An 18,851-nucleotide genomic window follows, 5' to 3' on the forward strand; every position below is an offset into this window, starting at 1 on the left:
CAGCGGCATTGGCAGTAGAATCGGAGGTTCCGCTCGGCATCCCGGGCATCTTCCCCCCCATCCTAAACGCCTATCTCAATGTCAGCTCCCCACTCTACCGATCGTTGGATCGTCCTCAAGTTCGGCGGCACTTCGGTGTCGCGTCGTCATCGCTGGGACACGATTGGAAAACTGGCGGGCAAACGGGCGCACGAGACCGGCGGTCGCGTGCTGGTGGTGGTGTCTGCATTGTCGGGCGTGACCAACGAGCTCACCGCCATTGCCGACGGCGCCGCCGATAGCGCACAGCGCGTGGCGGCACTGGACCAACGCCATCGTGAGTTTCTGGCCGAGCTCGAACTGGACGCCGATGCGGTGCTGGGCGAGCGACTGGCCGCACTGCATGCTTTGCTGGGCGACGCGCGCGCTGCAACGCGCACGCTGGACTGGCAGGCCGAGGTGCTGGGGCAGGGCGAGTTGCTGTCGTCCACCATCGGTGCGGCGTACCTGCATGCCAGCGGCCTGGACATGGGCTGGCTGGATGCGCGCCAATGGCTGTCGGCGCTGCCCCCGCAGCCGAATCAGAGCGAGTGGTCCAAGCGGCTGTCGGTGTCGTGCCAGTGGCAGTCCGATGCCGATTGGCGAACGCGTTTCGCCGCGCAACCGACACGCTTGCTGATCACGCAAGGCTTCATTTCGCGTCATGCCGATGGCGGCACCGCGATTCTGGGCCGTGGCGGTTCGGATACCTCGGCGGCGTACTTCGGTGCGCTGCTCGGCGCCAGCCGCGTGGAAATCTGGACCGATGTGCCCGGCATGTTCAGCGCCAACCCGAAGGAAGTGCCGGATGCGCGGCTGCTGACCCGGCTGGACTATTACGAAGCGCAGGAAATCGCCACCACCGGCGCCAAGGTGCTGCATCCGCGTTCGATCAAGCCGTGCCGCGACTCCGGCGTGCCGATGGCGATCCTGGACACCGAGCGCCCCGATCTGCCGGGTACCAGCATCGACGGCAATGCCGAGCCGGTGTTGGGCGTCAAGGCGATCAGCCGTCGCAACGGCATCGTGCTGGTGTCGATGGAAGGTATCGGCATGTGGCAGCAGGTCGGCTTCCTGGCCGATGTGTTCACGCTGTTCAAGAAACATGGCCTGTCGGTGGACTTGATCGGTTCGGCCGAGACCAACGTCACCGTGTCGCTGGATCCTTCGGAAAACCTGGTCAACACCGACGTGCTGGCGGCGTTGTCGGCCGATCTGTCGCAGATCTGCAAGGTCAAGATCATCGTTCCTTGCGCGGCCATCACCCTGGTCGGGCGCGGCATGCGTTCGCTGCTGCACAAGCTCTCCGACGTGTGGGCCACGTTCGGGCAGGAGCGCGTGCACATGATTTCGCAGTCGTCCAACGACTTGAACCTGACCTTCGTCATCGACGAAGCCGATGCCGACGGTTTGCTGCCGATCCTGCATGCCGAACTGATCGACAGCGGTGCAATGCCGGTCAGCGAGGGCGAGGTGTTCGGCCCGCGCTGGCGGCAGATCATCGGCTCGGTACGTCCGCGTCCCACGCCGTGGTGGCATGCCGAGCGCGCGCATCTGCTGTCGCTGTCCAAGGCCGGGACGCCGCGTTACGCGTACCACCTGCCCACGGTGCGTGCGCGTGCGCATGCGCTGGCGCAGATTGCCGCGGTGGATCAGCGCTATTACGCGATCAAGGCCAACGCGCATCCGGCCATCTTGATGGCGCTGGAACAGGCCGGCTTCGGGCTGGAGTGCGTTTCGCAGGGCGAATTGCGCCGCGTCTTCCAGGCGCTGCCGGAGTTGTCGCCGCGGCGCGTGCTGTTCACGCCGAGCTTTGCGCCCAAGGCCGAATACGAAGCGGCCTTCGCGCTGGGCGTGACGGTGACCGTGGACAACGTCGAAGCGCTGCGCAACTGGCCCGAGGTGTTCCGTGGCCGCACGATCTGGCTGCGCATCGACCTGGGGCACGGCGACGGCCATCACGAGAAGGTCAACACCGGCGGCAAGGCGTCCAAGTTCGGCCTGTCGTCCACGCGCGTGGATGAATTCGTCGATGTGGCGCGCACGCTCGAGGTCACCATCACCGGCGTGCATGCGCATCTGGGCAGTGGCGTGGAGACCGGCGAGCACTGGCGGATGATGTACGACGAGTTGGCCGGCTTCGCGCGTCGCATCGGCACGGTAGAGACCATCGACATCGGCGGCGGCCTGCCGATTCCGTACAGCGCCGAAGACGAGCCGTTCGATCTGGAGGTGTGGGCCAAGGGCCTGGCCGAGGTCAAGGCGGTGCATCCTGGCTACCGCCTGGCGATCGAGCCGGGCCGCTATCTGGTGGCCGAAGCCGGCGTCTTGCTGGCCAGCGTCACCCAGGTGATCGAGAAGGACGGCGTGCACCGCGTGGGCCTGGATGCGGGCATGAACACCTTGATTCGCCCGGCGTTGTACGACGCCTGGCACGACATCGAAAACCTCAGCCAACTCGACGCGCCGGCCGATGGCATGTTCGATATCGTCGGGCCGATCTGCGAATCGTCGGACGTGTTCGGCAAGCGTCGCCGGCTGCCAGCGGCCACCGCACCGGGCGATGTGGTGCTGGTCGCCGATGCCGGTGCCTACGGCTACACGATGGCCAGCACCTACAATCAGCGCGAATTGCCGCGCGAAGAGGTGATCGATGCGTCCACTGGCTGAGTTCGTCGTACTCAGCACGTTGGCCGGTGGCGTGGCGATGGTGTTTTCCACCGCCATCGATATCGCCGGGCAACCGACCCCGTGGACCGACAGCTTGAAGTGGGCAATCCCCGCATTGGTCGCTGCCGGCCTCGGCGCGTGGAGCGCAGTGTTCTGGCAACGTCGGCGTGCCCGGCAGGCACGCGCGCAGCGCGCCGGCGGCATGGCATTGCGCACCGTGGTGTTGAGTGCGCTTGGCTATCTGCCGGCGTTGCTGCTGTATCTGCTGGTCGCGTTGGCCATCACCGGCGACGCAACGGTGATTCGCTCGGATGTGATGCTGCTGTTGTTCGTGATCGGTTGCCTGCCGTTGCTTTGGGCGGCGGTGCCGTTTTCCATGATTGAATATGTCCTGTGCCGACGTTATCTGCGTCGTGTACGTGTTTCTGCAGGTAGTCCATGAGCGCTTTCGACAAACATCAGATGTCCACCTTCCGTTTCGTGCGTTGCGCACTCGACGCGCAGACCGGCGTGGCGACGCTGGTGTATGCCTTCGATCAAGGCCCGGAGCTGGTCGAGACCGTTGCGGTGCCGGGCGCTCCGTTCGTGCTAGAGGGCGCGCGGGCAACTGCCGTGCAACAGGCGCTGCGGCTGCTGCATCTCATTGCAGGGGTCAGTTATTTCAAGGCCGCGGTGCCGCCGAACATCGCCATCGACAGCTACGGCATCGATGCCGAGACGGCCGCGCTGGTGGAAAGCGTGTATCTGCACGGCCTGGGCGAATTTGCCTACCGCAATGGCTTGGATCTGCACGGCAAGATCCACTTTCCGGTGGCGGCGCAGGCCTCTGCCGCCGCGCCGGCAGTGGGGTTGCGCGAGCATGCGCTGGTGGCGATCGGCGGCGGTAAGGATTCGCTGGTCAGCATCGAGGCGCTGCGCCAGGCCGGCCTGGCGCAGACCGTGAGCTGGATCGGCGGTTCGCAACTCATCCGTGCCTGCGCAGAGCGCACCGGGTTGCCGGTACTCAACATCGGCCGCGTGCTGGCACCGGAATTGTTCGAACTCAACCGCCAGGGCGCGTGGAACGGGCATATCCCGGTGACTGCGGTGAACTCGGCCATTCTGGTGCTGGCGGCGCTGCTCACTGGTGTTGACCAGGTGGTGTTCTCCAACGAACGCTCGGCCAGTTACGGCAGCCAGATTCCCGGCACCGGCGAGGTCAATCACCAGTGGTCCAAGGGCTGGGCCTTCGAACAGGCGTTCGGCGAGTACGTGCAGCGGCACGTGGCAGCCGATCTGCGCTACTACTCGTTGCTGCGGCCGCTCTCGGAGTTGGCGGTGGCGCGGCAGTTCGCCAAGACCGATCACTACGACGCGCATTTTTCCAGCTGCAACCGCAACTTCCACATCATGGGCGAGCGCCCCGTGCATCGCTGGTGCGGCGTGTGCCCGAAGTGCCATTTCGTGTTCCTGGCGCTGGCGCCGTTCATGCCCAAGACACGGCTGGTCAACATCTTCGGGCGCAATCTGCTCGACGATGCGACCCAGGCCGGCGGCTACGACGCGTTGCTGGAATTCCAGGACCACAAGCCGTTCGAATGCGTGGGCGAAGGCCGTGAATCGCGCGCGGCGATGGCCGTGCTGGCCAGCCGCGCGGAGTGGAAGGAGGACGCGTTGGTGAAGCGCTTCATCCGCGACATCCAGCCGCAGCTCGACCCAAATGATCTGCAGGTCGAGCCACTCATGGCCATCGATGGCGAGCACCGGATTCCGCCGGCGCTGTGGGAGCGCGTGCGTGCGAATTTCGCAGCTTGAAGGCAAGACCGTTGCGCTGTGGGGCTGGGGGCGTGAAGGACGCGCGGCGTACCGTGCGCTGCGGACGCGCCTGCCGACGCAAGCGCTGACGGTGTTCTGCAACGCCGAAGAGGCGCGCGAAATCGATGCGCTGGAAGATGCGGCCTTGCAGGTGGAAACCGCTGCCAGCGCGCAGGCGCTGGGGCGATTCGAGATCGTCGTGAAGTCGCCCGGCATCAGCCCGTATCGCGCCGAGGCATTGGCCGCCGCCGCGCAGGGCACGTGCTTCATCGGCGGCACCGCGCTGTGGTTTGCCGAACACGCGCAGGCGGACGGCAGCGTGCCCGGTGTCATCTGCGTCACCGGCACCAAGGGCAAGAGCACCACCACGGCGCTGCTGGCGCACCTGCTGCGCGCGGCCGGGCATCGCACCGCGTTGGTCGGCAATATCGGCCAGCCCTTGCTGGAAGTGCTGGCACCGCAGCCGCCGCCGGCGTATTGGGCGATCGAGTTGTCCAGCTACCAGACCGGTGATGTCGGGCGCAGCGGCGCGCGCCCGGAACTGGCACTGGTGTTGAATCTGTTTCCCGAGCATCTGGACTGGCACGGCGATGAGGCGCGCTATGTGCGCGACAAGCTGTCGCTGGTGACCGAAGGCCGGCCGCGGATCGCCTTGCTCAACGCTGCCGACCCGCTGCTTGCCGGCCTGCAGTTGCCGGATAGCCAGGTGCGTTGGTTCAATCATTCCGCCGGTTGGCATCTGCGTGGCGACGTGGTCTATCGCGGCGAACAGGCCATTTTCGATACCGCCGATGTGCCGCTGCCGGGCGAGCACAACCGCCGCAACCTGTGCGCGGTGCTGGCGGCGGTAGAGGCCTTGGGCCTGGATGCGGCGGCACTTGCGCCGGCGGCAGCGAGCTTTCGTCCATTGCCCAACCGCCTGCAGTTGCTCGGCAGCGTGGACGGCATCAGCTACGTCAACGATTCCATCAGCACCACGCCGCATGCATCGCTGGCTGCCCTGGCGTGCTTTGCGCAGCGACGCGTGGCACTACTGGTCGGTGGCCATGATCGCGGGCTGGATTGGCACGATTTCGCCCAGCAGATGGCGCGGCAGGCGCCGCTGGAAATCGTGACCATGGGCGCCAACGGCCCACGCATCCATGCATTGCTGGCGCCGCTGGCCGAGGCGGGGCACTTCGGCCTGCATGCGGCCAACGATCTCGAACACGCCATGGGACTGGCGCGCGCTGCGCTGGGCCAGCAGGGCGGTGTGGTGCTGCTCTCGCCCGGGGCGCCCAGCTTCGGCGCCTACAGCGACTACGTTGCGCGCGGCCGCCACTTCGCGCAGCTGGCAGGGTTCGACCCGGCGGCAATCAGCGCGATTGACGGACTGGGTGTGCACTGAAGGCGGCTAACGCACCGGCTGCACTCATCGGCTGGTGGGCATGGCCGATGCTCGGCACTGGTAGGTGCCGCTCGCACACCGCTGTGCCTGCGCGCTGTTCTCCGCCACCCGATGGATGTTCGTTGGTGCAATTGTTTGTGGTCAGGCTCCGACGACGCGAGTCGAGCGTTTGCACCATGCGTGCACGTAAAAACAGCTGTCTGTCGGGGACAACCGAATACGCCTCGCGAGACTGATTGTTGCTCAACTTCCCGAGCACGCCGTTGACGGGCGGCGTCAGTGCGCCCAGAAATCCGCCATGGCCACCCCTTGCGCAGCTGGCATCGTCGAAGACATCGAAGTATTGGACCGGCTCGATGGGTATCGGGGCGGGCCTGGTGGGCTTGGCCAGCGTCAGGGTGGCGAACGGCTCGCCAGGTTTTGGCGCGACATAGCGCTTGGGGAAAAGAAAACCGCAGCCGGCAAGTACGATCGCCACGGCTACAACGATGCGCAAGATGAAATGAAACATGCGTCAGGTCCGGCATGGCGTACGTTGTCTGTGCCGCATCCATGCCTGCGACGCCACCGCGGCGACATGACGCCAGCCTCTTGATAACGGCCGCTCGCCCCTGCGCTTGAGTCACGCGGTCGACACCTTATCGAGGCGAAGGTCGGCGCATGACTCAACGGGTACGCGTGCCTCGCTGCACTGCGGTTCCGTCAGGCATACGCGCTAGCCGACCTCGTACAACTCCAGCGGCAGCTCGTCCGGATCTGCAAAAAAGGTAAAGCGGCGGCCGGTGTATTCGTCGATGCGGATGTCTTCGGTCGCCACGCCGGATGCATTGAGGTGCGCAACCGCGCTGTCCAGATCTGCGACGCGAAACGCCAGGTGGCGCAGCCCTTGGGCTTCAGGGCGGCTGGGGCGTGCCGGGGCAGCGGGGAACGAGAACAACTCGATCTGTCCGCCATCGGGCAGCGCCAGATCCAGCTTCCACGAATCGCGCGCCTGTCGGTAATGCTCGTCGAGCACGCGCAGGCCCAGGATCTGGCAATAGAACCGTTTGGAACGCGCGTAGTCGCCGGCGATGATCGCCACATGGTGGATGCCGGCGAGCATCATGCCGCGCTCCGGCGCATTGACGTTGACCGGCCGGGCAGTGCCGGCGCGCTCGACGGCGCCTCGCATGCAGATGGCAGGCGCCCGTCCGCGATGCAGGACGCAGCACCGTCATTGCACGCAGCGTGCTGTGGCCTTGGCGGATTTGTGGGCAAGCGCCCGGCAAGCAGGCAGTGCACGGATGTTTGTGCAGATCGAAGGTAAGGGTGCGGCATGTCAGAGGACCAGCAGAAACCAATCGGCAGCATAATCGCCCGAGCGTTAGCCGCAGGTCCTGTTTCACCGCGCGCCTACGCATGGCTGTGCCGGTCTGCGTGCGTTTGGCAGGATGGCCGATCGACATCGGGCGGGGTTATGCAATGCGCGTGACGCAGCGCTCCGTGCGTGCACATCGAAGACCACCGCACGGCTGACGCGCGCATGGCGCCAGCACGGACGTGCAGCGCCAACATCCTCCGCGTGGCAGGCCGATCTCAGGGGTTTGCCGATGGGCTGCACTGTCGCCGCCGCCGATGCTGGACACCGATGTCGCATCGGCGCGCGTTTGCATGACGCGGCCGCGGCATCGTCCTTCCATGCCAACCGAGCCTGCCCATGTCCATTCTTGCGTTCCAGCCGCAGCATCTCAAATCCATCCCCCAGGGCGTGCATGTGATCCGGCACCCGGCCGGCACGCTGCCCGATCGCGACGCCATCGTCGCGGCCTTGCCGCGCACCGAGCAGGGCACGCCGCAGCTGCATTACGACAGGCTGTGGATCGGCGGCGGCCACGGCGATGTCGACAACCAAGGAGCACCGACCAAGTTAAACGACTGCACAGGTGTCGCAAAGGTCACGAGCTTCATCGAGGATCTGGTCACCATCGGCATCCGCACGCCGGCGCTGATCGTCGATAGCTGCTTTTCGCTGGCCTGGCTGCCGCAATTTGCTCCCCTGCTCACCGAGGACGGCATGTTTGCCGGCTGGTCGTGCATCTGCAGCGTCAATCGCCTCGAACTGCTGACATCGCACCGGTTGCCGGCGCTGGTGGAGCAGATCGAGATCAATATGGACACGGCGACGTCCAGCCAGGTGGTCTACATCGCACGTGATCGGTTGCTGATCCGCTATGCGCAGTTGACCGAGAGCGTGGAGGTTAAGGCCGCCGATCTCACCGATGCCCAGGTAACCCTCGCCCGCGTCGGCAAGGCGACCTGGCAGGGCAGGCCGCTAATCGCCACCGACCAGCGCATCGAGGACCGCACGCGGTTCATCGAACGCCTGCACCAACTCTGACCGGCCCGGCACCGTCGCCCATCCGGTCATCCACCCAACACCAGAGGACTTTCTCCATGACCACCTACACCAACAACGGCACCGGCACGTTCGGCAGTGCCAGCAACGCGATCCGCAAGCATGTGCTCGACAACTACCTGGCGGCGAAGATCGCCAACCATCTCGGCATCCGCCGCAGCGATGTCAACGACGGTACCGTGATCCAGGTCCCCGCCAGCTACGCCAACAGCGAAGGCGTGATTTCGGGCATGGAACTGGTCAAAGGCCTGCGTGTGGACCTGCAGCGCGCGCAGGCCCACGACGGTAATACCTACGCAACCTGGCAGGTGCAGTGGGGCACCGGCAGCAACGGCAAAACCGGCGGTGCCTATGCTGGCGTGTTGATGCGGGTGGCGACCGACTTCACATTCGCCGAGTTTCGCAAAGCGATGAGCGAGAGCTTCGGCTACATACCGGGCGCCTATTGCCGGCTCGATCCCTGACCGGCACGGCGAACGAACCGATCGGCAGCATCACCGCCCGCCAGTCAGAGGCGGGCCCTCGCCCACGGCTGGCTTGCGCACGGCTGTGCCCGTCTGGCTGCGCGTGGCAGGATAAAGCTTCCCCCCGATCAGATGCACCCATGCCCGAATCGTCGTCTGCCACCGCGCCGCAGTTCCAGCGCAGCATGCAGGTGCGCCATCTGGTGATGCTGTCGCTGGGCGGCGTGATCGGCACCGGCCTGTTTTTCAACACCGGGTACATCATTGCCAGGACCGGCGCGCTTGGCACGATACTGGCGTATCTGATCGGCGCACTGGTGGTGTACCTGGTGATGCAATGCCTGGGCGAGCTGGCGGTGGCGATGCCGCAAACCGGTGCGTTTCACGTGTATGCCGCGCGTTACCTCGGCCCGGCGACCGGCTACGTGGTGGCGTGGTTGTACTGGTTGACCTGGACGGTGGCATTGGGCTCGAGCCTGACTGCCGCAGCGTTCTGCATGCAGTACTGGTTTCCGCACAGTCCGGCGTGGCCCTGGTGCCTGCTGTTCTGCGCGCTGATCTTCGGCCTGAATACAGTCTCGGCGCGCTGGTTTGCCGAAGGCGAGTTCTGGTTTTCGTTGATCAAGGTGGTCACCATCCTGGTATTCATCGTGCTTGGCGGCGCGGCGGTGATCGGTCTGTTGCCGTTGGCCGATGGTTCGCCCGCACCGGGGCTGCCCCATCTGCGCGCCGAGGGCTGGTTTGCGCATGGCACGCTGCCGATCTTGATGACGATGGTGGCGGTGAATTTCGCATTTTCCGGCACCGAGTTGATCGGTGTGGCGGCCGGCGAAGCCGCCCAGCCTGCACGCGCGATTCCGCTGGCAATCCGCACCACGCTGGTGCGGCTGGTGGTGCTGTTCGTCGGCACGGTGCTGGTGCTTGCGGCGCTGCTTCCCGCCAAACAAGCGGCGGTGGAAACCAGCCCGTTCGTGCGCGCCTTCGAGCTGTTGGGCATTCCATATGCAGCCGACATCTTGAATGCGGTGATCCTCACCGCGATCCTGTCGGCGGCCAATTCCGGTCTGTATGCGGCCGCGCGCATGCTGTGGTCGTTGGCCAACGAAGGCACGTTGCCGAGCGGCCTGGCGCGCCTGACCGGCCGCGGCATTCCACTGCGTGCCGTGTCGCTGAGCATGCTGGGCGGCTTGCTGGCGCTGCTCACCGGCGTGTATGCGCCAGAGACGGTGTTCGTTGCGATCTCGGCGGTCTCGGGATTCGCGGTCGTGGTGGTGTGGCTGAGCATCTGCGCGGCGCATTACCGTTTCCGTCGCCAACTGCTGCGCGATGGCGCTGCGCTGGAAACGTTGGCGTATCGCGCGCCGTGGTACCCATGGACCCCAATTCTGGGCTTTTCGCTGTGTCTGCTCGCCTGCATCGGCCTGGCATTTGATCCGCAGCAGCGCATTGCGCTGTGGTGCGGTGTTCCGTTCGTCGCGCTGTGCTACGGCGCCTACGCACTGACCCAATGGCTTGCGGCCCGGAGACTGCACGCATGACGATTCTTCCACGCCAGCCGCGCGCCAACGCACCTTTCAGCCAGGCCTTGCAGCACGATGGCTATGTGGTGCTGGATGGCGCGCTGGCCACCGAGCTGGAACAGCGCGGCTGCGATCTCAACGATGCGCTGTGGTCGGCGCGCGTGCTGATGGAGCAGCCGGAGCTGATCTATCAGGTGCATCGCGACTACTTCGCTGCCGGTGCGCAATGCGCGATCACCGCCAGTTATCAGGCCACGCCGCTGGGATTTGCCGCACGCGGACTGGATGCTGCGCAAGCGCAGGCGTTGATCGCTCGCAGCGTGGCGCTGGCGGCGCAGGCGCGTGCCGATCATCTGACCCTGCACCCGTATGCGGCGCCGCTGTGGGTGGCCGGCTCGGTGGGGCCGTATGGCGCGTATCTGGCCGATGGCTCGGAATATCGTGGCGACTACGTGCTGCCGATCGAGCAGTTGATGGATTTCCATCGCCCGCGCATCGCCGCGCTGGCCGAGGCGGGCGTGGATCTGCTGGCTTGCGAGACGCTGCCATCGGCCAGCGAAATCGTGGCCCTGCGGCAGTTGCTGCAACACGAATTTCCGCAGCTGCATGCCTGGTTTTCCTTCACCTTGCGCGATGCGGCGCATCTGAGCGACGGCACGCCGCTGGCGCAGGTGGTGCCGGCGCTGGATGCCTGCGCGCAGGTGATTGCGGTGGGCATCAACTGCATTGCACTGGATCAGGCGAGCGCTGCATTGCACAGCCTTGCGGCGCTGACTGCGCTGCCGCTGGTGGTGTACCCGAACTCGGGCGAGCACTACGACGCCAGCGACAAGCGCTGGCATGCCGGTCACGGGGCTGCGCTCACGTTGGCCGACCAGCATGCGCACTGGCTGGCGGCTGGCGCGCGCTTGATCGGTGGCTGCTGCCGCACCGCACCGCGCGATATCGCCGCGCTGGCGGCGGCGCGTGCGCTGGGCTGACCCGACCTGCGAACGCGCGCGCATCGAAGGCCTACCCGCAGTAACGGGTCAGCAGCGTCCAACTACCGTAGCCGTACGCTTTATCCCTTCTGCGTGGCGATCCAGCGCTGGATCTTGTCCTGCAAGATATCCAGCGGCACCGAGCCGTCCTTGAGTACTTCGGTGTGGAAGGCGCGGACATCGAAGCGTGGGCCCAGCTCGCGCTGCGCCTGCTCGCGCAATTGCGCAATCTTCATCTCGCCCACCTTGTAGGCCAGCGCCTGGCCGGGGATGGCCATGTAGCGGTCGACCTCGGCTTCGGCATCGGCGCGGCTCATGGCGGAGTTGTCTACCATGTAGTCGATGGCCTGGCTACGCGTCCAGCCCTTGCTGTGCAGGCCTGTATCGGTGACCAGGCGAATCGAGCGCCACAAGGCGTTCTGCAGATAGCCGTAGTAATTGTACGGGTCGTCATACAGCCCTAGCTCGCGGCCAAGCGATTCGGCATACAGGCCCCAGCCTTCGATGTAGGCGGTCTCACCGCCCAGGCGGCGGAACTTGGGCAGGTCGGTCAACTGCTGCTGCAACCCCAGCTGGTAGTGGTGGCCGGGCACCGCTTCGTGCAGGTACAGGCTCTCGGCCTCCCAGGTCTTGCGTGAAGGCAGGTCCGAGGTGTTGACGTAGAAGATGCCCGGCGTGCTGCCGTCGCCGCTTGGGCGCATGTACGAGCCGCTGGCGGCCGATTGCGCACGCTGCGGTTCCACCGCACGAACTTCCAGCGCCGGCATGCCCTGGGTGTTGAACAGCCGCGGCACCGCCAGCTGCACGCGGCCCTGCAGGCTGCGGTACGTGCCCAGCAACTCGGTGTCGCTGCGGAAGCCGAAGCGCCGGTCGGTCTGCATGAACTTGTAGAACTTGGGCAGGTTGCCGCGGAATTTGACCTGTTTGGCCACTGCCTGGATTTCGCCCTGCAGGCGAGCGACCTCATCCAGGCCGATCTGATGCACCTGTTCCGGGGTCAAATCCGTGGTGGTGCTCTGGCGTACGTCATAGGCGTACCACGCCGCGCCATTGGGCAATGCCGCCAGTCCATCGCTGTCGCGGCAGGCGGGCAGATATTCGGTGGCGATGAAGCCGCGCAACGCGCGGTAGGCCGGCATGATGCGCACTTCGATCATGCGCTTGTACTCGGCAGTGATGCGCTGCTTGTCGGCCTCGGGCATGTCGGCGGGCAGGTTGCGCACCGGCCCCCAGAACAGGCTGTCTTCGGCATTGCGCGCGATGATCGCGTCCAGCTGCGGCAGCACCTTCTGCATCAGCACCTTGGGCTGCACCACGCCGGCCTGCATGCCGGCACGCATGTTGGCGATGGCCTGCTCGAACAGGTCGGGAATGCCGAGCGCACGCCGCGACCAGTTGTCGTAATCCTTGACCGTCTTGAACGGCTGCGCGCCGGTGCCCGAGCCCAGCACCACCGCAATGCTGGCGATGTTGTAGAACTGGTTGATCGGCAGCATCCAGCTGGGAAACTGCTCGGCGGCCAGTGCGCTGCGCGCATCGCGCACGAAGATCTGGTAACTGAGCAGGTCCTGCCCACTCAGCCCATCGGGCCCCAGCGCCTCGGCCTTGCCCAGCCACAGTACAGTGAAATCGTGCGATTGCTGGCGGAATGCCGGCGACAGGAAGTTCGGCAACTGGTCGTTGTAGCGGCTCTCGCCCTGGAAGGTGGCCTGCAGCGGGTTGAGCTTGAGCGAGGCGTCCCAGTACTGGTCGTACAGCAGGTTGAGCTGCTGCGCCTTGGTCAGCACCACCGGCGCGGCCACCGCGCGGGGCCTGACCCTGGCGGCCTTGCTGCCCTTGCCCTTGGTGCTTTTGGCTGCCGGCTTGGCGGTCTTCTTGCCTTTGCTCGCCTTCGCGCGCGTTTGCGTGGTCTGTGCCTTGGCGGTCTTCTTCTTGGCCGCATCGGCCGGCGCCGCCAGCGACAGGCTCACGAGGGCGGCCATGGCCAGGGACAGCAGGCGGGAAAAGCTGAGGGGCATTACCGGCTCCGGAAACAAGCGAGCGGGGAGCTTGCCCGATCCGCACGGTTACGGCCACCCATTGGGGGCATACCGCCTATCGGCAATTCATGCGGCGCATGGGCGCGGTGCTGCGCCCGGGGTGATGTGTTGCGCTGCGACATGGCCGGCAAGGCTGCGTCCAAGTCACACCGCGGTGGGCTGGCTCGCAGCGCCGCGATCAGGACCACTGGCGACCAGACGTTGCCGCCGCAACCCATTGCGTTGCGATGACCCTGGCTGGGAGACAGCCCGGCTCAGTCGGCAGCGGCTTCTTCGCGCAGCTGCTCGGCACGCTCGGCGCCCAGGTACGCGGTGATGCCGCGGCGTGCCAGATACAGCAGCGGGATCAGTAAGACCGCAAAGCCCATCTTGTAGATGTAGTTGAGCGTGCTCACCGCCAGGAACTGGTCGATCGACCAATGCTGCGGGCCGAGCACGAAGGCGATATAGATCACCACGAAGCTGTCCACCACCTGCGAGACCGCAGTGGAGCCGGTGGCGCGCAGCCACACGTGTTTTTCGCCAGTGACGCGACGGATGCGGTGAAACACCGAGACATCGATCAACTGGCTGAACAGGAATGCCACCAGCGAGCCGCCGATGGTCCACAGCCCTTGTCCGAACACTGCCGCAAATGCGGCCTGGTAATCGGGCACCCCCTGGCTCTGCGCCGCAGTGACCCACCAGCCCGCCGGCGCCAGCGCAATGGCCGCGAAGGCGAACACGAAGCCATAGCCGATCAGCACCACCGCCACCCACGAGATGAAACGCACCCCGCGGCTGCCGAAGAACTCGTTGATGGTGTCGGTCATGATGAACACGATCGGCCACAGCAAGGTGCCGGCGGTGAAGCTGAGCGAGCCGCGCTGGCCGAACAGATTCCAGTTCAGTGGCGCAATGCCGAGCGTGTCTTCCAACGCGAAGATCTTGACGCCAATGAACTCGGCCAGCGCCGCGTTGACGCAGAAGAAGGCCGCCAGTGCGATGAACAGGCGGACCGCACGATCGTCGAGGGTGCGCACATGGGACATGGTGTCAGCGATCCGCAGTCCGGGTGAAGGGAACCGATTCGGGCGCCACGGCGCCACCGGAAATGATGAAGCTCATTGCCTGATCCACGCTCCAGTCGGTGGGCGTGAGCAGTTCCACCGGCACGATTTCCAGGTAGCCGGAGGTGGGGTTGGGCGTGGTGGGCACGTAGACCGCGGCCAGCTCGCGGCCGGTGCCCTGTTCCTTGATCACGCGGGTGACCAGGCCCACCGATTTCATGTCGCGATGTGGGAAATCGATCAGCACCACGCGCTGGGTGCTGCCGGGCTGGGTCTGCAAAATGTCCAGCAGCTTGCGCGCGCTGTCGTAGACCACGCTGGCCAGCGGAATGCGCCGCATGATGGCCTCGAACCAGCGCAGCAAGCGCTGGCCGATCACGCGCCGGCTCAGGATCCCGACGAACAGGATGACTGCCACCGTGGCGATCAACGCGATGGTGTTCTGCACCCACAGCGCCTTGAACCAGCCCAGGTAATCGGGGAACGAGGCAGCGATGCGTTCGGACAGCGGCACCACCCACGGGCTGCTGATGCCCGAAAGCAGCGAGAAAACGAACTTCACCACCACCCAGGTCAACCAGACCGGCAGCAAGGTGAGCAACCCGGTCAGAAAGACCCGTTGCAGGGAAGGGCGGACGTGGGGAGTGGGGGATTCGGACATCGCCATAGTGTAGGCATTCGGCCACGCTCGGTGGAGCTGGGGGCGGGGTTTGGCAGCAGGCATTCGCGATTGGCAAGAGTGTTTCGCGTGCCGCGATCCGCTGCAATCCCATGATTCCTGTACTTACCTCGACATCGACCTGGCGGTACCCGCAGCCCAGCGGCAGCGGGCAACCCGTTCGGCTCGTACAGCCCTCCTGCCGTCGGGAACCATGGCGCGCAGCGGCGGATGAAGGGTGGGGCGATGTCTGCCAGCACCCGGATTCTTTCAACCACTTACTGAGACCACCGCCCATCGCCAGCGCGCGGTGTCATTGCCCAACGTTGCGCGGGCCGCCAGACACACGGTTGCCGATGGTCTGTAGCCCCAAGGCACGCGATGCGTCTATGCCCATCGCAGGCCTGCGCAGATGGCACTAAGATGCGCAGCTCCCAGGGATGGATCTTTCGCACGTGCTCGCCAAATTTCTCAAAGCCGCCTTGCTCGGTGTCTGCATCCTGATCGCAGCGGTGCTGGCGCTGTATACGGTCTCCAGGCATTGGCCGATTCCCGAATCGCAGCGTGAGGCGTTGGCGCAGCTGCGCCAGCCGCTTCCACCGTTGCGCGGGAGCAACATGTTCGGGGCGCTGTGGTCGTTGTCGTACGCGATTCCCGAGGCGCAGCGCGAGACAGTGCTGGCGCAAGACCTCGCGCGATTCAATCGGTTGCCGGAGCATGCGGCATTCCAAAGCGCCGCTGCAGGCTATCGGCGCTTGCCAGGTTGGCCATCCGGCGCGCCTGCGCTATGCATGGCCAGCGCTGGCGGATGCTTGCAGCGCGTGCGCGAACAACCGCAGGCCTATGCCGCTGCGCTGGCCGCACAGGCACCGATGCTGGCGCGGATGCGGGCGTTGGCGCAACACGCCGACTACCGCAGCCCGTTCCGTCCACGCGCCGATACGCCGTTGCCCGAACTGCCGCGCATGTCCTTGTCGATGACGGCCAGCGCCTTGGACTTTGTCCAGGGGCGCACCACCCAGGCCTTGTCCGGTGTCTGCACCGATGCGCAGGTGGCCCGTGTCCTGATGCGCAGTAGCGACAATCTGGCGATCACGATGATCGGCGCGGCGATGTTGCGCGGCAATGCGCACCTGTTTGCCGACATGCTGGCCGAATTGCCGGCGCAGCATCCGCTGCCCGCGCAATGCGCCGCTGCCTTTGCGCCGCTGCCGGTGGATGAGATCGCGCTGTGTCACGCATTGCACGGTGAATCGCGGATGGTGTTTGCGATGCTGCAGGAGGATGCGTTGACGCAAGGCAGCCAATCGTCCTGGCAAGACCGCTTCCCGTTACGGTTGCTGGACGACGAACGCACCCAGGCCTTGCTGGCGCCCACCTTTACCTGGGCCTGCAGCGCGCCGGTGCGGACCTTGCTGGCGCAGGATCGGCCGGTTCCGCAAACGCTGATCCCGCTGCCCCAGACCGCATCGGTGGCCTGCATCGCCAATGCAACCGGGTGTTTGCTGGCGAGCGTGTCGCATCCGGACTACGTCAACTATCAGCACAAGATGCAGGACACCGCCGCTGCATTGCGCGCGCTGTCGGCGCTGCAGTGGTTGCGCGACCATCCTGCGCCGACAACGCCGCTGGCGCAGCGGATCGCCGCGCTACCGCCTGCGTTGCGTGGACAGGTGCGCCCGCTAGGCGCCGGAAACGACGGCAAGAGTCTGACGCTTCGGCAGTACGCACGACCGGAGGGCGTGGCGGGCAATGATCGCTGGCCGTTGCCAGGCAGTGCGATCGCGGCCACACAGGCAGCCTCAGCGGCTCACTAAAACAAGACGCCTTCTGCGCTGCCAGGCGCAGCTCGCAGCGCTGGTGCAGGCGGTCTGCGCTTGCATGCGCAATGCTTGCATCCGCAGCGGCTGCCTGACGACCACCGACGAACAGCCGTTAAAACGGATCGAGCAGTCGCCAGGTGAGCTCGGAGGCGCGCATGTATTACCGTGCGTGCAATGCCGATGCGAAGCATCGGCCACGCTGCCTGGCATCTACGCAGTGGTGCGTTGGTTGCCTGAAGCGGCCGGAGTTTAGGACGACCTTACGCCTTGAATACAGCGCGCGCGTCTGTGTCTGCCTTGTTCGCTGTCATCGGCATGCCCGCACGTAAAAAACAACATGCCGCGTCCTTGCGGGACGCGGCATGTGATGATGCCACTGCCCATTGGGGATGCATGACGCACTCAACGGCTGTGGTCAGAAGCGGAAGTTCAACCAGCCCATCACAAAGGTCGAATCGCCGTAGCCGGCCTTCTCCAACGCCGGCCCGGCCATCAGATGTTCGGCGCGGAAGGTCACCGACCAGTTCGGGTCGATGTTCCAGGTGGCGTTGATGCGCGGCATGGTGCCGATGCGGCGCTCGCCGGTGTTCTGGGTGCGTGCGTAGGCGCGTGCCTGGTTGTTGTAGATCGCATCGCTGGTGGTCTGGCGCCACAGCGTTTCCCACTCCAGGTTCACGGTGAGCTTGGAGGTCGGCGAGAACGTCAACGTCGGTGCAGCCGTGACCAGGTTTACCGGGCCGAAGAACGTGGCCCAGCTGAAGTAGATCGTGTTGCCGTACAGGAAGTTGTTGTTGCGCAACGTGCCGGTGCCGGAGGTGCCGCCGCCACCGGACGCGATTTCGCTATGGAAGCCCAGGCGCGGCTTCCAGCCCGATTCGCTCAGCGACCAGGCATTGGAGGTGCTGGCCATGTAGGCGCGCAGGTCGCGTCCACCGAAGCTGCCGCGCTGCACGGTCACGAACGAATCGGTGCGCAGCTTGCCCACATTGCCCCACAGGCGCAGGCCGTAGTAATTGCGGTTTTCTTCCGCGGTCTGGCGGCCCCACACCTGGTTGTCGTTGCGGAACTGATAGAAGAACGGCTCCAGGTACATCGGCTTGGCAGTCGCCAGGCGGTAGCCACCGACCACGCCGCGGAAGTGCCGCGAGCGGTCGATGCGATCATCGCCGAGGCCTTCGGTGCCATCGATGTTGAAATTGAAATCGAACAGGTCAACACGTGTCCTGTCGCCAATTGCCCAGGCGCGCGCGCCGTTGAAGGTCACGAAGATATCGGTGTTGTCGCGCAGCGCCATCAGCGTGGTCGGGCCATCGACGAACACCTGGCGGCCGACGCGCAAGCCGGTGTCGGCGCTGCCGATCCGGCCTTTCACGTCGAAGAACACCTGCTGCAGGATCGCGTTGTTTTCCTGGGTGCCGGTCTTGGTGCCTTCGTTGCGCCCGTCCAGGCTGCCATGCGCCAATTCCGTGTACAGACGGAAGTGCTCGCCCACATGGAAGTCGGCGCCGAAGAAGGCGCGCAGCAGATACTGCTGCTGCGAATGGCTGCCGGGAATCAGTCCCGGATTGGTGATGGTATTGCTGCGCACGCGCAACTCGTTGCTGAGCGACACGTACACATCGCCGTCGTCGTTGAGCGGGATGTACTTGAGCGGATCGAACGGACTCTTGCGCTTGGACGGGTCCTTCAGATACGACCAATCTTCGGCCCAGCGCACCTGCCACATGTTGCCGCCTTGTTTGGCACCCCAACCCTGCGCTTCGAGCGGATAGCCCTTGGCGGTTGCCGGTGCGGCGGTGACCGGCGCTTTGGCCGGCTCGGCGACCGCCTGCTCGGCATTGGTCGGCGCCGGCTGCACCTGCGCCAGGCCAAGGCCCGGCAGCGCCAACCCGATCGCAAGGCACAGGCGCCGTGTGGCACCAAAGGAAGTATCAGCCATGGCCGGCTGCGCCAAGCGTGTCATTTGCATCGTATTCCCCGTCGAAAGTGAAAACCCCTAGGCGAAAGGTATCGGCAGGGGGGACACCGACTGTAGTAAAGCCGTGCCAGAAAGG

15 protein-coding genes are annotated in these 18,851 nt (G+C 65.4%); 9 read left to right on the forward strand and 6 right to left on the reverse strand.

Annotation, left to right across the window (positions count from 1 at the left end; translation table 11 throughout):
• The first annotated feature begins 78 nt into the window (after nt 1-78).
• Genes AC1POX_RS07505 through murD form a run of 4 tightly spaced genes read left to right on the forward strand, consistent with a single transcriptional unit; the run spans nt 79 to nt 5,869 of the window.
• Nucleotides 79-2,688: a bifunctional aspartate kinase/diaminopimelate decarboxylase gene (locus AC1POX_RS07505; RefSeq protein WP_014090660.1), complete on the forward strand. Its 2,610-nt coding sequence runs from the start codon at nt 79-81 to the stop codon at nt 2,686-2,688.
• Nucleotides 2,672-3,130, forward strand: a complete 459-nt coding sequence (locus AC1POX_RS07510) for a hypothetical protein (protein ID WP_372356920.1) — start codon at nt 2,672-2,674, stop codon at nt 3,128-3,130. Before AC1POX_RS07505 ends, AC1POX_RS07510 begins: the two co-directional genes overlap by 17 nt.
• Nucleotides 3,127-4,482 (forward strand): UDP-N-acetyl-alpha-D-muramoyl-L-alanyl-L-glutamate epimerase, encoded by a 1,356-nt coding sequence (gene murL / locus AC1POX_RS07515; protein WP_372164075.1) that lies wholly within the window; start codon nt 3,127-3,129, stop codon nt 4,480-4,482. Before AC1POX_RS07510 ends, murL begins: the two co-directional genes overlap by 4 nt.
• Entirely contained in the window at nt 4,463-5,869 is a 1,407-nt protein-coding gene (gene murD, locus AC1POX_RS07520) for a UDP-N-acetylmuramoyl-L-alanine--D-glutamate ligase (RefSeq protein ID WP_218506588.1), read from the forward strand. Before murL ends, murD begins: the two co-directional genes overlap by 20 nt.
• On the opposite strand, the gene AC1POX_RS07525 is transcribed toward murD, so the two are convergent.
• Together AC1POX_RS07525 and gloA2 are read right to left on the reverse strand one after the other, a co-directional pair.
• Nucleotides 5,838-6,380, reverse strand: a complete 543-nt coding sequence (locus AC1POX_RS07525; protein WP_372356921.1) for a hypothetical protein — start codon at nt 6,378-6,380, stop codon at nt 5,838-5,840. The two genes, murD and AC1POX_RS07525, sit on opposite strands and share 32 nt — an antisense overlap.
• A gap of 204 nt (nt 6,381-6,584) precedes the next feature.
• Nucleotides 6,585-6,974: an SMU1112c/YaeR family gloxylase I-like metalloprotein gene (gene gloA2 / locus AC1POX_RS07530; RefSeq protein ID WP_008578253.1), complete on the reverse strand. Its 390-nt coding sequence runs from the start codon at nt 6,972-6,974 to the stop codon at nt 6,585-6,587.
• 591 nt (nt 6,975-7,565) lie between these two features.
• On the opposite strand from gloA2, the gene AC1POX_RS07535 reads away from it, so the two are divergent.
• From AC1POX_RS07535 to mmuM, 4 genes are all read left to right on the forward strand, one after another.
• Nucleotides 7,566-8,246: a hypothetical protein gene (locus tag AC1POX_RS07535; RefSeq protein ID WP_136732514.1), complete on the forward strand. Its 681-nt coding sequence runs from the start codon at nt 7,566-7,568 to the stop codon at nt 8,244-8,246.
• 56 nt (nt 8,247-8,302) lie between these two features.
• A complete protein-coding gene (locus tag AC1POX_RS07540; RefSeq protein ID WP_136732515.1) occupies nt 8,303-8,728 on the forward strand; it encodes a hypothetical protein in 426 nt (141 codons plus the stop codon).
• 140 nt (nt 8,729-8,868) lie between these two features.
• The gene (gene mmuP, locus AC1POX_RS07545) at nt 8,869-10,266 is read left to right on the forward strand and encodes an S-methylmethionine permease (RefSeq protein WP_372356922.1); all 1,398 of its coding nucleotides are present in this window, start codon (nt 8,869-8,871) and stop codon (nt 10,264-10,266) included.
• Nucleotides 10,263-11,228, forward strand: a complete 966-nt coding sequence (gene mmuM / locus AC1POX_RS07550) for a homocysteine S-methyltransferase (protein WP_008578257.1) — start codon at nt 10,263-10,265, stop codon at nt 11,226-11,228. Before mmuP ends, mmuM begins: the two co-directional genes overlap by 4 nt.
• 80 nt (nt 11,229-11,308) lie before the next feature.
• On the opposite strand, the gene AC1POX_RS07555 is transcribed toward mmuM, so the two are convergent.
• The 3 genes from AC1POX_RS07555 to AC1POX_RS07565 all read right to left on the reverse strand — a co-directional run bounded on the left by AC1POX_RS07555 (nt 11,309) and on the right by AC1POX_RS07565 (nt 14,977).
• On the reverse strand, nt 11,309-13,246 hold the full coding sequence (locus tag AC1POX_RS07555; RefSeq protein ID WP_011346878.1) for a DUF885 domain-containing protein: 1,938 nt from the start codon (nt 13,244-13,246) through the stop codon (nt 11,309-11,311).
• Nucleotides 13,247-13,521: 275 nt separating this feature from the next.
• Nucleotides 13,522-14,298 (reverse strand): queuosine precursor transporter, encoded by a 777-nt coding sequence (locus AC1POX_RS07560; protein WP_011346879.1) that lies wholly within the window; start codon nt 14,296-14,298, stop codon nt 13,522-13,524.
• 4 nt (nt 14,299-14,302) lie between these two features.
• Nucleotides 14,303-14,977, reverse strand: coding sequence for a DUF502 domain-containing protein (locus AC1POX_RS07565; protein WP_011050890.1), 675 nt, complete (start codon nt 14,975-14,977; stop codon nt 14,303-14,305).
• A 437-nt stretch (nt 14,978-15,414) separates the two neighbouring features.
• Between AC1POX_RS07565 and AC1POX_RS07570 the strand changes: the two genes are divergently transcribed.
• Nucleotides 15,415-16,791, forward strand: coding sequence for a hypothetical protein (locus tag AC1POX_RS07570; protein WP_014089733.1), 1,377 nt, complete (start codon nt 15,415-15,417; stop codon nt 16,789-16,791).
• Between the two features lie 421 nt (nt 16,792-17,212).
• Here AC1POX_RS07570 and AC1POX_RS07575 read toward each other — a convergent pair whose 3' ends face one another.
• Nucleotides 17,213-18,766 carry an alginate export family protein gene (locus AC1POX_RS07575; protein WP_008578263.1) on the reverse strand — a complete coding sequence of 518 codons (1,554 nt, stop codon included), beginning with the start codon at nt 18,764-18,766 and terminating at the stop codon, nt 17,213-17,215.
• Between the last annotated feature and the right edge of the window lie 85 nt (nt 18,767-18,851).

Source organism: Xanthomonas sp. NCPPB 3442 (assembly GCF_056725145.1).